14 protein-coding genes are annotated in these 12,950 nt (G+C 66.7%); 13 read left to right on the top strand and 1 reads right to left on the bottom strand.

Features of this window, described 5'->3' with window-relative positions; translation table 11 throughout:
• Position 1 precedes the first annotated feature (1 nt).
• The 10 genes from KUV49_RS00870 (at position 2) to KUV49_RS00825 (ending at position 7,846) form a co-directional block, all read left to right on the top strand.
• A complete protein-coding gene (locus KUV49_RS00870; protein WP_222451189.1) occupies positions 2–502 on the top strand; it encodes a Na+/H+ antiporter subunit E in 501 nt (166 codons plus the stop codon).
• A 17-nt stretch (positions 503–519) separates the two neighbouring features.
• A complete protein-coding gene (locus KUV49_RS00865; RefSeq protein WP_410000774.1) occupies positions 520–786 on the top strand; it encodes a K+/H+ antiporter subunit F in 267 nt (88 codons plus the stop codon).
• The gene (locus tag KUV49_RS00860; RefSeq protein WP_152496531.1) at positions 783–1,181 is read left to right on the top strand and encodes a cation:proton antiporter; all 399 of its coding nucleotides are present in this window, start codon (positions 783–785) and stop codon (positions 1,179–1,181) included. Before KUV49_RS00865 ends, KUV49_RS00860 begins: the two co-directional genes overlap by 4 nt.
• A gap of 493 nt (positions 1,182–1,674) precedes the next feature.
• A complete protein-coding gene (locus KUV49_RS00855; RefSeq protein ID WP_222451188.1) occupies positions 1,675–2,016 on the top strand; it encodes an ArsR/SmtB family transcription factor in 342 nt (113 codons plus the stop codon).
• Positions 2,013–2,480: an SRPBCC family protein gene (locus KUV49_RS00850; protein ID WP_222451187.1), complete on the top strand. Its 468-nt coding sequence runs from the start codon at positions 2,013–2,015 to the stop codon at positions 2,478–2,480. The genes KUV49_RS00855 and KUV49_RS00850 overlap by 4 nt, the downstream gene beginning before the upstream one ends.
• Before the next feature lie 226 nt (positions 2,481–2,706).
• Complete coding sequence (rpsD, locus tag KUV49_RS00845; protein ID WP_222451186.1) at positions 2,707–3,327, top strand: 30S ribosomal protein S4; 621 nt, start codon at positions 2,707–2,709, stop codon at positions 3,325–3,327.
• 96 nt (positions 3,328–3,423) lie between these two features.
• Positions 3,424–4,845 (top strand): homospermidine synthase, encoded by a 1,422-nt coding sequence (locus KUV49_RS00840; RefSeq protein ID WP_222451185.1) that lies wholly within the window; start codon positions 3,424–3,426, stop codon positions 4,843–4,845.
• Positions 4,846–5,235: 390 nt separating this feature from the next.
• Positions 5,236–6,321, top strand: coding sequence for a histidinol-phosphate transaminase (gene hisC / locus KUV49_RS00835; protein WP_222451184.1), 1,086 nt, complete (start codon positions 5,236–5,238; stop codon positions 6,319–6,321).
• On the top strand, positions 6,318–7,235 hold the full coding sequence (locus KUV49_RS00830) for a prephenate/arogenate dehydrogenase family protein (RefSeq protein ID WP_222451183.1): 918 nt from the start codon (positions 6,318–6,320) through the stop codon (positions 7,233–7,235). Before hisC ends, KUV49_RS00830 begins: the two co-directional genes overlap by 4 nt.
• Before the next feature lie 5 nt (positions 7,236–7,240).
• A complete protein-coding gene (locus KUV49_RS00825; RefSeq protein ID WP_222451182.1) occupies positions 7,241–7,846 on the top strand; it encodes an extensin family protein in 606 nt (201 codons plus the stop codon).
• Between the two features lie 59 nt (positions 7,847–7,905).
• Here the strand turns inward: KUV49_RS00825 and KUV49_RS00820 are convergent, their stop codons facing one another.
• Positions 7,906–8,910: a DUF2125 domain-containing protein gene (locus tag KUV49_RS00820; protein WP_261391482.1), complete on the bottom strand. Its 1,005-nt coding sequence runs from the start codon at positions 8,908–8,910 to the stop codon at positions 7,906–7,908.
• Positions 8,911–8,992: 82 nt separating this feature from the next.
• Here KUV49_RS00820 and KUV49_RS00815 point away from each other — a divergent pair, with 82 nt between their 5' ends.
• From KUV49_RS00815 to KUV49_RS00805, 3 genes are all read left to right on the top strand, one after another.
• On the top strand, positions 8,993–9,523 hold the full coding sequence (locus KUV49_RS00815; protein WP_057791986.1) for a gamma-glutamylcyclotransferase: 531 nt from the start codon (positions 8,993–8,995) through the stop codon (positions 9,521–9,523).
• 104 nt (positions 9,524–9,627) lie between these two features.
• Positions 9,628–10,851 carry a biopolymer transporter ExbB gene (locus KUV49_RS00810; protein ID WP_222451181.1) on the top strand — a complete coding sequence of 408 codons (1,224 nt, stop codon included), beginning with the start codon at positions 9,628–9,630 and terminating at the stop codon, positions 10,849–10,851.
• A gap of 3 nt (positions 10,852–10,854) precedes the next feature.
• Positions 10,855–12,948 carry a peptidoglycan -binding protein gene (locus KUV49_RS00805; protein WP_222451180.1) on the top strand — a complete coding sequence of 698 codons (2,094 nt, stop codon included), beginning with the start codon at positions 10,855–10,857 and terminating at the stop codon, positions 12,946–12,948.
• The last annotated feature ends 2 nt before the right edge of the window (positions 12,949–12,950 follow it).

Here is a 12,950-nt window from a genome sequence, read left to right as displayed (position 1 = left end):
CATGACACGCGCGTTCTACTGGCTGTTTCCGCATCCGTTCCTGACCCTGCTGCTGACGCTGGTCTGGGTGCTGTTGCAGAATGGGTTTTCCGCCGGGATGGCGGTGTTCGGGCTTATCCTGGGGATCATCATCCCGTGGATGACGTCGATCTGGTGGCCGGACACGCCCAAAGGCTTCAACCTGTTCCGGATGTTCACCTATGGCCTGATCGTGATCTGGGATATCATCATCGCCAACCTGCAGGTGGCCTGGATCGTGCTGACGGTGCCGAACGACAAGCTGAAACCGGCCTGGATCGTGGTGCCGCTGGACCTGGTGAAGCCCGAGGCGATCACCATCCTGGCCGGCACGATCACCCTGACGCCCGGCACGGTGTCGTCGGATTTGTCGGACGAGGGGCACAGCCTGCTGGTGCACGTGCTGCACACCGATGACCCGGACGCGGTGCGCGACGAGATCAAGACCCGCTACGAGGCCCGGCTGGAGGAGATTTTCGCATGAGCAACCCTGCCGATATCATGGACATCGCCATCGTGATTTCCTTCGTGGCGCTGGCGCTGGGGCAGATCCTGTCGATGGTGCGGCTGGTGCTGGGGCCGACGCCGGGCGACCGGATCCTGGCGCTGGACACGATGGTGATCAACGCGCTGGGGCTGGTGGTGATGGTGGGCATCTACCAGGGCGTGCAGGTCTATTTCGAGGTCACGCTGCTGATCGCGATGCTGGGCTTCGTGTCCACCGTGGCGCTGGCGCGGTTCATCCTGCGGGGGGACATCATCGAATGAGCTGGTTGGAGATCGGAAATCTTGCCGTCGCGTTCTGCCTGCTGGTGGGATCGGGATTCGTCACGGTGGGCGTGTTCGGCCTGCTGAAGTTCAACGACCCGATGACGCGCCTGCACGCGCCCACCAAGGTGGGCACGCTGGGGATCGGGATGTTCCTGCTGGCGTCGATGATCCATTCGTTCCTGATCGGCGACAGGTCCTATCACGAGCCGCTGATCATGGCGTTCCTGTTCGTCACAGCGCCCATATCGGCGCATTTCATCGCCAAGGTGAATATCCACAAGCGGGCCTGCGAGACGCCGCCCAGCCCGCCGCGCGACGACACGTGGTCGACGCTGACGGACCCGGACGTCGAAGCAGAGGCCGAGGCGGACGCGGCGAAGGCGCAGGAGTAGGGCGCGGCCTGGGAGGCGGGCGGCGCGTGGGTTTCACCCACCCTACGAAAGCGGCAGGAGGTCCCGGATCAGGTCCGGGACGGCGGTTTTTCCAAGTGTGCACGTGCGGAGCCGGGGCCGAAGGCCGCCGCACGATCGCCAGACCGCCCCCCGGGCTGGCGATTGGTTGACGTTAGTGCCTCGACGCAGTGTTTTTCGGATTTGGGTAGCATAAAATACGCCGAAGGCCCGTTGGGTCGCCATCCCGCGGTCTGGCGATCGCGCTGCTTTGACGGGGCCGCGTGGGTTTTCACCCACCCTACGAAAGCGGCAGGAGGTCCCGGATCAGGTCCGGGACGGCGGTTTTCCGAGTGTGCACGTGCGAGGGCGGGGGGTGTGCCGTGGCCATGTGGGGCCGCCTGGGTTTCACCCACCCCACGCGAATTTTGGCTGAAAGTCAGCTTTTTGACTAAGTGTTGTTGACGTGAGGCCGGTGGCCGTATTACTTAGTCGTATGGCTAAGTATGATTCGAAACTGGACCTGTGTTTCTCCGCGCTGGGCGATCCGACGCGGCGGGTGATCCTTGAGCGGCTGGCCCGCGGCCCGGCGAGTGTCAGCGAACTGGCGGCGCCGCATGACATGGCGCTGCCGTCCTTCATGGGCCACTTGAAAAAGCTGGAGGAGGCCGGGCTGGTCACCTCCGAAAAGCAGGGCCGGACCCGGACCTGTGCCCTTGCCCCGGACGCGTTCGCCCCGGTCGACGACTGGCTGAGCGGACAGCGGCGGATCTGGGAGGGCCGGCTGGACCGGCTGGACGATTACGTTGCAACCCTGATGAAGGACCGAAAGGCATGAATCTGAATCCCGAGACCGACCTGAGCTTTACCCGCACCCTGAAGGCGCCGCGCGCGCTGATCTGGGAGTGCTGGACCACGCCGGAGCACATCAAGCATTTCTTCGTGCCAAAGCCGCACGGCATCGAGAGATGCGAGATCGACCTGCGGGTCGGCGGGCGGTTCAACACGGTGATGAACGTGGACGGCCAGCTGATGGACAACAAGGGTGTCTACCTGGAGGTGGTCGACCAGACGCGGCTGGTCTTTACCGATACCTATACCGAGGGATGGGCGCCGGTGCCGGACCCGTTCATGACGGCGATCCTGGACCTGGAGGACGACGGTCAGGGGGGCACGATCTATACCGCGACGGCGCGGCATCGGTCGCCCGAGGCGAAGAAGACCCACGAGGAGATGGGGTTCTTCGATGGCTGGGGCACGGTGGCGACGCAGCTGGAAGAGTATGCGCAAGGTTTGAAGTAGAGGGCGGGGGGCGCGTGGGTTTTCGCCCACCCTGCGCCTGCGCTGCGCGAAACCTGCGGATTGGGTGAGACGACGTGTTGACTCCGCCGCGAAGGCTTATATAAGCGCGGCTTCATTGGTGTTGGTGGCCCCCGCAAGGGGATGCCTGTCGCCCGAGATCCCGGATCAAGTCCGGGACAGGGAGAGGACAACGCCCTTCGAAACCTGAAACGAAGGAGATCAGTCGATGACGAAAAGAACGGCTGCCAAATACAAGATCGACCGCCGGATGGGTGAAAACATCTGGGGGCGTCCGAAATCCCCGGTCAACCGCCGCGAATACGGCCCCGGCCAGCACGGCCAGCGTCGCAAGGCGAAGATTTCCGACTTCGGCCTGCAGCTGCGCGCCAAGCAGAAGCTGAAAGGCTATTACGGCGACCTGACCGAGAAGCAATTCCGCCGCATCTACAGCGAGGCCGAGCGTCTGAAAGGCGACACCGGCGAGCTGCTGATCGGCCTGCTGGAGCGCCGGCTGGACGCGGTCGTCTACCGCGCCAAGTTCGTGCCGACCATCTTTGCCGCGCGTCAGTTCGTGAACCACCGTCACGTGCGCGTGAACGGCAAGCTGGTGAACATCCCGTCCTACCGTGTTAAGGAAGGCGACGTGATCGAGGTTCGTGACCGCTCGAAGCAGATGGCGGCCATCCTGGAAGCCACGCAACTGCCCGAGCGCGACGTGCCGGACTATATCGACGTGGACAATTCCAAGCTGACCGCGACCTTCGTGCGGACGCCGTCCTTGGGCGACGTGCCGTACCCGGTGATGATGGAACCGAACCTGGTCATCGAATTCTACGCGCAGAACTAAGCCTCTTAGGTCTGCAGCACCTGATCCGGAAGGCCGCGCCGCTGGGCGCGGCCTTTTGCATTTGCAAGGCATTTGAAGCTGGAGGAGACGCAAGGCATGGCTGAGGATTATCCCAAGTACGGGCGCATCGACGGGACCATCGTGATGATCGGCTTCGGCTCGATCGCGAAGGGGACCTGGCCGCTGATCGAGCGGCATTTCGACTATGATGCGGACAAGTTCGTGGTGATCGAGCCGAACGCGGCCAATCACGAGGCGTTGCGCGAGCTTGGCTTGCGGGTCGTCCCCGAGGCGGTGACGGCGGAGAATTACCGCGACTTGCTGGGCGGGCTGATCGAGCCGGGCAAGGGGTTCGTGGTGAACCTGAGCGTGGATACCTCGTCGCTGGATCTTATGAAGTTCTGCCGCGAGCAGGGCGTGCTTTACATCGACACGGTGGTGGAGCCGTGGGCGGGGTACTATTTCGACACGGCGGACAACGCGGCGCGGACGAACTATGCCTTGCGGCAGGCGGTGCGGGATGAGAAGGCGGCCAATCCGGGCGGGACCACGGCGGTGAGCTGCTGCGGGGCGAACCCCGGCATGGTCAGCTGGTTCGTGAAGGAAGCGCTGCTGACGCTGGCCAGCGACACCGGCAAGGACGCGGAGGCGCCGAAGGACCGGGACGGCTGGGCCAGGCTGATGCAGGGGCTGGGCGTCAAGGGTGTGCATATCGCCGAACGGGACACGCAGGCGCGCGCCCTGCCGCGCCCGCGGGGGCATTTCGTCAACACCTGGTCGGTCGAGGGGTTCATCGCCGAGGGGTTCCAGCCGGCCGAGCTGGGTTGGGGCACGCATGAGACGTGGTTCCCCGAGAACGGGCACAGCCATGACACGGGCTGTCGTGCGGGGATCTGGCTGGAACGGCCCGGGGCGATCACCCGCGTGCATACGTGGTGCCCGACGCCGGGGCCGCAATTCGGGTTCCTCGTGACCCATAACGAGGCGATCTCGATTTCCGATTTCTACACGGTGGGCGCGGCGGAGGCGCCGGAGTTCCGGCCCACCTGCCACTATGCCTATCACCCCTGCGACGACGCGGTGCTGTCGCTGCACGAAATGTTCGGGGCGGGGCGTCAGCAGACCACGCACGAGATCCTGGACGTGGACGAGATCGTGACCGGCATCGACGAGCTGGGCGTGCTGCTTTACGGGCATGAGAAGAACGCGATGTGGTATGGCTCGCGCCTGTCGAACGAGGAGACCAAGGACCTTGCGCCCTACCAGAACGCCACTGGCCTTCAGGTGACGAGCGCGGTGCTGGCGGGCATGGTATGGGCGCTGGAGAACCCCGAGGCGGGCATCGTGGAGACCGACGAGATGGACCACGCGCGGTGCCTCGAGGTGCAGCGGCCGTATCTGGGCCCGGTGGAGGCGCATTACACCGACTGGACGCCGTTGCAGGATCGGTGGGAGCATTTTCCCGAGGATATCGACGAGAGCGATCCGTGGCTTTTCCGGAACGTGCTGGCGTCGTGAGGAGCGGACGGAGAGGCGAGGCAGGTGCCGAGCCGCGCGATCGACGGGCCGCGGTGCGTCGATCCAAGGTTTGAGCGGGTGTGCTTTATCTCTGGGTTCCTGAAAGACATTGGAGCGGCGCGCTGACGTTAAGGTATCGACGTGCCGTGGGGGCGGCCCGTCGATTGCGCGGCGGCCTGCGGCCTTGATTCCGCGCTGGCATACAGAATGTTTGCGTCAACGCTGGTATTTCACTGCCCGCGCCGTGGTCTTCTCGCCGCATCTCGTGCGAATTGACCTTGGTGGGGCTGGTCAGGGCGCGCGCGTCTCGGTAATGCGGAACTGACCACCTGTTCGGGGCCGCTGCGGCCCCCGGGCCGTGTGGCGCTGCCCCGTGAGGAAAGACATCACATGACCACGATACTCCCCCAGCCCGGAATACTGGACATCGCCCCCTATGTGGGCGGGTCGAGCCACGTGGAAGGGGTGAGCAACGTGGTCAAGCTGAGCTCGAACGAGAACCCGTTCGGGCCGAGCGAGGCGGCGAAGGACGCTTTTCGCAAGACGGCCTACGATCTGCACCGCTATCCGTCGACGGATCATGCCGGGCTGCGCGCGGCGATTGCCGAGGTGCACCGGCTGGCGGCGGACCGCATCGTCTGTGGCGTGGGCAGCGACGAGATCCTGTCGCTTCTGTGCCAGTGCTATGCCGGGCCGGGCGACGAGGTCATTCACACCGAGCACGGTTTCGCCATCTACAAGATCGCGGCGCTGTCCAACGGGGCGACGCCCGTCGAGGTGCCCGAGCGCGAGCGGGTGACGGATGTGGATGCGATCCTGTCGGCGGTGACCGAGCGCACCAGGCTTGTCTTCATCGCCAACCCCAACAACCCCACCGGGACGATGGTGGGGGACGGCGAGATCGCGCGGCTGGCCGAGCGGCTGCCCGATCACGTGCTGCTGGTTCTGGACGGGGCCTATGCCGAGTATGTCGAGGGATTCGACGGTGGCGCGGGCCTTGTGGAGGCGCGCGAGAACGTGGTGATGACGCGGACCTTTTCCAAGCTTTACGGGTTGGGCGGGCTGCGCGTCGGCTGGGGCTATGGACCGGCGCATGTGATCGACGTGCTGAACCGGGTCCGGGGTCCCTTCAACCTGAGCGAGGCGGCGCTGGCGACCGCCGAGGCCGCGGTGCGCGACCAGGGCTGGGTCGACAAGTGCCGGGCCGACAACACGCGGATGCGGGCCTGGCTGGCCGAGGCGCTGGCGGGGCATGGCGTTCCGTCGGACACGTCGCTGGCCAATTTCATCCTGGCGCGCTTTGCCGACCAGGCGCAGGCCGAGGCCTGTGACGAATACCTGAAATCCGAGGGGCTGATCGTGCGGCGGGTGGCGGGCTACAACCTGCCCAACTGCCTGCGGATCACGGTGGGCGACGAATCCAGTTGCCGCCGGGTGGCCCATGCGGTGGGCCAGTTCATGGGAGACGCGGAATGAGCGTGATCTACGACCGGGTTGCGCTGATCGGGCTGGGGCTGATCGCCTCGTCGATGTTCTGGGCGATGAAGCGCGCGGGTCTGGCGGGTGAGGTCACGGGCTATGCGCGGTCGCAGGAGACCCGCGACGTGGCGCGCGAGATCGGGTTGTGCGACCGGGTGTGCGACAGCGCGGCGGAGGCCGTGGAGGGCGCGGACCTGGTGGTGCTGTGCGTGCCGGTGGGCGTGATGGGCGCGGTGGCCGAAGAGATCGCGCCGGCGCTGAAGCCTGGTGCGACGGTCAGCGATGTCGGCTCGGTCAAGAAGGCCGTGATCGAGGCGGTCGGCCCGCACCTGCCGGACGGAGTGCATTTCGTGCCGGCGCACCCGATGGCGGGCACCGAGCATTCCGGGCCGCGCTCGGGCTTTGCCGAGCTGTTCGAGAACAAGTATTGCCTGATCGTGCCGGTGGAGGGCAGCGACCGGGGTGCCGTGGACCGGCTGGAGCAGCTGTGGCAGGGCATGGGCGCCAAGACCGACGAGATGGATGCCGATCACCACGACCTGGTCTGCGCCGTCACCAGCCATACGCCGCACCTGATTGCTTATACGATGGTGGGCGTGGCCGACGACCTGCGGCGGGTGACCGACAGCGAGGTCATCAAGTATTCCGCCGCCGGTTTCCGCGACTTTACCCGGATCGCCGCCAGCGACCCCACCATGTGGCGCGACGTGTTCCTGACCAACCGGGAGGCGACGCTGGAGGTGCTGGGGCGCTTCACCGAGGAACTCTTTGCGTTGCAGCGGGCGATCCGCACCGGGGACGGCGATCTGCTGCACGATTATTTCACGCGGACGCGGAGCATCCGGCGTGGTATCATCGAAGCCGGGCAAGATACGGATGCGCCGGATTTCGGGCGCGTGAAAAAAGGGTGAGCAGGATGCGTCTGGCGTGGATTTTTCCAGTCTTTCTGGCGAGTTGTTCGTTTGGCGGTGGCGACAAGGATGACCCCGAACTGGTCACGCGGGGGGCCGTCTGCGGCGATCCGTCGATCCAGGGCGTGGTGGTCGGAGACGTGCCGGGCAACGGCGCCTGCGGGATTGCCAACGCGGTCGAGGTGGATGCGGTCGGCGGGGTTCTGCTGAGCACGCCCGCGACGATGAACTGCCGCACGGCACGGACGCTGAATGCCTGGGTGAAGAACGACATGAAGCCGATCGTCGGCAAGACCGGCGGCGGCGTCAGAAGCCTGAAGGTCGCGGCGCATTACGTGTGCCGGACGCGCAATCACAAGCGCGGCGCGCGGCTGTCGGAGCATTCCAAGGGCAACGCGATCGACATCTCGGCCTTCCTGTTGCGCGATGGCACGGATATCTCGGTTCTGAACGACTGGGGCACGGGCAAGCGGGGCAAGATCCTGCGGCAGTTGCACGGGTCGGCCTGCGGGCCGTTCGGCACGGTTCTGGGGCCGGGATCGGACGGGTATCACCGCGATCACTTCCATTTCGACACGGCGGAGCACCGGAACGGGTCGTACTGCCGGTAGGGCGGGGCAAATCTTTCGAGGAAAAGATTTGGCAAAAGATTTCTGAAATCTTTTGGCCTCTAACGCAGGCGCAGCACCGGGGCCGGGCCGAGGGGCACCGGGCCCAGGAACACGCGGCCATCGCGCAGGCCCAGCGGAATGTCCAGCGTCTTGGGGTTGCCGGCCATCTGCGACACCAGCGCGAGGCCATCCTCGAGCGTACCGGCGAAGGCCTGTGGCAACGCGCCGCTCTCCGTGGCGAGGCGCAGGATGTCGCGCCAGTTGCGGGCCTTGACGGTGATCTCGCCGGTGGGGATGCCGGCGGCGTCGACCGTCACCTCGCCTGCGGCCTGCAGTTCCAGCCGGCCCCAGCGGGCTTCGGCCAGTTTGAGGTCGATGCGGGTGGGTTGTGGCCTCGCGTCCTCGATCGCCGAGAGGTCCCAGGGCTTGTCGAACTCCACGGTCATGTCCAGCGACAGCGCTTCGAGCGAGTCGGGCAGGGTGTCGCCGGGATCGACCTTGACCCGCCAGTCGAGCGCGGGGGAAAAGCCGTCGGCGGTGAGGCCGAAGCGGTAGCTGCTGTCGGACGCCGTCGTGCGCTCGGCGGCGAGCGTCAGGCTGTCGGCGGTGGTCGGCTGGACGGTGGTGTCGGGCTGCACCGCGAGCCCTTCGGCCGTCAGGGTCAGCCGTTCGAGCGGCAGGCCCGGCGCGGGGCGGGTGACGAGGCTGGCGCGCATGTCGGCGCTGGTCACGTCGTACTTGACCTCGGGTGTCGCGATAAGCTGATGATCGGGCCAGACGGCGATGATATGGTTGGGCTTGTAGCTGAGCGCGAAGACCTGGAAGAACGGCGCTTCCCACGCCAGCCCGGTGTCGGGATCGGCGAGGCTGACATCGGTGAAGGTGCTGTCGAAGCGGTTGGGAAAGCCGCGGGTCGTGAGGTCGGAATACTCGGCCACCCAGCCATCGGCGCGGCGGCCGTCGAACCAGGCCTCGAACGCCTTGGTGGCGCCGGTGGAGCCGACGGCCCAGTAGACGGACCACGCCAGTGCCGCCACCACGATCAGGATCAACATGCCGCGCATCTGCCTACCAGCCTTCTTCCGAGCCCTTGCCGTGAGGTATCTAAAGTGATTAGGGGGCAGGGGAAAGCGCAAGGAGCGAAAAATGACGATGTGGGTCTTCGGCTATGGGTCGCTGGTGTGGAACCCCGGGTTCACGCCGGTGCAGCGGGTGCTGGCCGCCTTGCCGGGGTATCATCGCAGTTTCTGCATGCGCTCGATCCACCATCGCGGCACCGAGGAGAACCCCGGCCTGGTACTGGCGCTGGACGAAAGCCCCGATGCGCTCTGCCGGGGTGTCGCGCTGGCGGTGCACGAGGACGAGGAGGACAAGGTGCTGGCCTACCTGCGCGAGCGGGAGCTGGTGTCGGCGGCCTATCTGGAAAAGGAACTGGACATCATGCTGCGCGACGGGCGGCAGGTGCGGGCGCTGACCTATGTGATCGACGCCGATCACGTGCAGTATTGCGGCGGGCTGGACCTGGAGGAGCAGGCGCGGATCATCGCGCGCGCCCATGGCGGGCGGGGGCCGAACCACGAGTATCTTTTCCAGACCGTGGCGCACCTGGAGGAGCTGGGCATCCACGACCCGGAGCTGGACTGGCTGGTGCGGCGGGTGAAGGGGATCGGGGTTTGAGCGGACCCGCGTGCGAAGGTGCGGGAAACGCTTTAAAACCTTGGCTTCACAGTGGTTAACGCGTAGGGTGTCGCCAAACAATAACCGTGCCGGGAGCCGTCCAGATGGACCAGCCGGACCGTGAGGTCGAGCCGAACTTTTCCCACCCCGTAAGGCAGATCACGCTGATGCTGATTGTGCTGGCCCTGACGGGGCTTGGCGCGTTCTTTGCACTGCCGCGGGTGCTGCCGGTGTTCCAGGCCAACCCGTACCTGAACGGGTTCATCCTGATCGTATTCGTCATCGGCGTGGTGGCCTGCTTCTGGCAGATGTACCAGCTGATCGGGTCGGTGCGCTGGATCGAGGGGTTCGTGGGCGAGCGGGACGGCCGCGAAGAGGTCAAGGCGCCGCAGTTGCTGGCGCCGCTGGCGACCCTGCTGAAGCAGCGCGGCAAGCGGATGAAGATCGCCTCGGGTTCGGCGCGGTCGATCCTCGACTCGGTGGCGCAGCGGATCGACGAGGCGCGGGAGATCACGCGCTATATCACCAGTATGCTGATCTTCCTCGGCCTGCTGGGCACGTTCTATGGCCTGGCGACGACGGTGCCGGCGGTGGTGGACACGATCCGCAGCCTGGCGCCGCAGGACGGCGAGGAAGGCGTGGACGTGTTCAACCGCCTGATGACCGGGCTGGAATCGCAGCTGGGCGGCATGGGCGTGGCCTTTGCCAGCTCGCTTCTGGGCCTGGCCGGGTCGCTGGTGGTGGGGCTGCTGGAGCTGTTCGCCGGGCAGGCGCAGAATAGGTTCTATCGCGAGCTGGAAGAATGGATGTCGACGATCACGCGCGTGGGCCTGGCCTCGGGCGATGGCGAGGGCGGCAGCGAGGCGGGCGTGATGGCCAGCGTCGTCGACCACATGGGCGAGCAGATGGAGAGCCTGCAGCTGATGCTGACGCAATCCGACGTGAGCCGCGCGATGGTGGACGAAAAGCTGGGCCTTCTGGCGGATTCGATGGAGAAGCTGACCGAGCGTCTGACCGACACGGCACCCTTGCACGATGCGCTGACGCGGGTGGCGGACGGGCAGGAAGAGCTGATCCGGCAGATGGCGCGCCACGAGGGCGAGAGCGGCGGGATCGACGCGGAAAGCCGGATGCGGCTGCGGTCGATCGACGTGCAGATGCTGCGCATCCTCGAGGAAATCAGCGCCGGGCGGCAGGAAAGCATGAGCGAGCTGCGCACCGACCTGAACGCGCTGTCGCGGGCGATCGGGCAATTGGCGTCGAGCCATGGGCGGGCCGAGGCCGCGCCGCGTGCCTTGCGCCGGACCGAGCGGGAGCAGGGGAGCTAGGCGATGGCCCTGTCACGGCGCACCGGCGCACGGTTCCAGGCCTCGATCTGGCCCGGTTTCGTGGATGCGATGACGGGGCTTCTGCTGGTGCTGATGTTCGTGCTGACCATTTTCATGGTGGTGCAGTTCGTGCTGCGCGAGACGATCAGCGGGCAGGAAAGCCGGCTGGACGCGCTGTCGAACGAGGTGGCGGCGCTGAGCCGGGCGCTGGGGCTGGAACAGGACCGCAACGCCACGCTGACCGAGCGGGTGGGCGCGCTGACCGCGACGCTGGGCGACGCGCGTGCGCGGCAGGAGCAGCAGGCGGCGCTGATCGCGGCGCAGGAATCGCAGATCGCCGAGGCGGAGGCCCGGATCGCCAGTTTCGAGGAACAGGTGGCGGGGCTGTTGGCGCAGCGCGAGGAGAACCTTGGCACGATTGCCGATCTGGAAGGCCAGCGTGAAGAGCTGCTGAGCGAACAGGAGCAGTTGCAGCTGGCGCTGGCGGGTCTGCGCGACGAGATCGACGCGCAGGAAGAGGCCGCGCGGTTGGCCGCGGCGCAGGCGGATGCGCTGGAGGCGTTGATTGCCGATCTGCGCAGCGAGGCCGAGGCGGACGACGCGGCGCAGGCGCAGCTGACCGCGCAGGTCGAGGATTTGCAGGCGCAATTGTCGGACGAGGAAAAGGCGCGGCTGGCCGAGGCGGCGGCGGCGGAGGCGCTGCGGGACCGGCTGGAGAATGCGGATGCGGAACTGACCGCGATGACGCTGGCGCTGGAGGAACAGCGGCGCAAAGCGGAGGAGACGCTGGCGATGCTGGCGGCGGCGCAGGACGCACAGGAGGATCTGGACGTGCGGCTGGCCGCGGCGCTGATGGCGCTGGAAGAGGCCGAGAGCGGGCAGGAGGTGCGCCGCTCGGAGGTGACGGCGCTGCAGGCGGAGCTGGCGCAGGCGCTGGCCGACGTGGACGCCGAGACGGTGCGGGCCGAGGAATTGCAGGTTCGGTTGAGCGAGACCGAGGCGGAGCTGGCCGCGTTGCGCGAGGACAGTGGCGAGGCGGCGCAGACGGCGGCGAGCCTGGAGGCACGGCTGGCCGAGGCGCTGGCGGCGAAGACCGCCGCAGAGAATGACGCGGTGGAGAACGCCGACCTGATCGCGGACTTGCAGCGGCAGGTTTCGGCGTTGGAAGCGGACCTCGAGGCGCGGAACAAGCGGATCGCGTCTCTGATCGCGGCCAACGAGGCGGCCAATGCCGAGGCGCTGTCGGCCGAGGACGTGCGGGCGCAGTTGGCCGCGGCGCTGGCGGCGAAGCTGGCCGCCGAGGAGGAGGCCGAGGCGCGGCTGACGGAATCCGAACAGCGCGCGGCGATGCTGGGGCAGGCGCAGGCGGAACTGGACCGGCAGCGGGCGCTGGCCGACGAGGCGCAGGAGGAAGAGGCGCTGTTGAACCAGCAGGTGCGGGCGCTGCGCGACCAGCTGGGGCAGTTGCAGGCGCTGCTGGACGATGCCAAGGCCCGCGAGGCGGCGGCGGATGTGCAGCTGCGGTCGCTGGGCAACGAGTTGAACACCGCGCTGGCGCGGGTGGCGGCCGAGGAACGGCGGCGGCGCGAACTGGAAGAGGCCGAGCGCAAGCGGCTGGAAGCGGAGCGCGCGGACCTGGAGAAATTCCGCTCGGAGTTCTTTGGCCGGTTGCGGCAATTGCTGGAAGAGCAGGAGGGCGTGCGGATCGTCGGCGACCGCTTCGTGTTCTCGTCCGAGGTGCTGTTCGCCCAAGGCGAGGCGGAGCTGTCGGATGCGGGCGAGGGCGAGTTGGCGAAGGTGGCCGACATCCTGCGCGGCGTTGCCGAGAACATCCCCGAGGACATCGACTGGGTGATCCAGGTGGACGGGCATACCGACGACGTGCCGGTGCGCGCGGGCGCGCAGTTCGAGGACAACTGGGACCTCAGCCAGGCACGGGCGCTGTCGGTGGTGCGCTACATGGTGAATTTCCTGGGCCTGCCGCCAGACCGGCTGTCGGCCAACGGGTTCGGGCAGTACCAGCCGATCAACCCCGCCGACACGCCCGAGGCGCGGGCGCAGAACCGGCGGATCGAGCTGAAGCTGACGGAGAAATAAGC

Origin of the sequence: Roseovarius atlanticus (assembly GCF_019802205.1) — a bacterium.
Taxonomy (GTDB): domain Bacteria; phylum Pseudomonadota; class Alphaproteobacteria; order Rhodobacterales; family Rhodobacteraceae; genus Roseovarius; species Roseovarius atlanticus_A.
The sequence above is the reverse complement of the archived record's forward strand: the minus strand, read 5'-3'. Positions and strand labels throughout refer to the sequence as shown.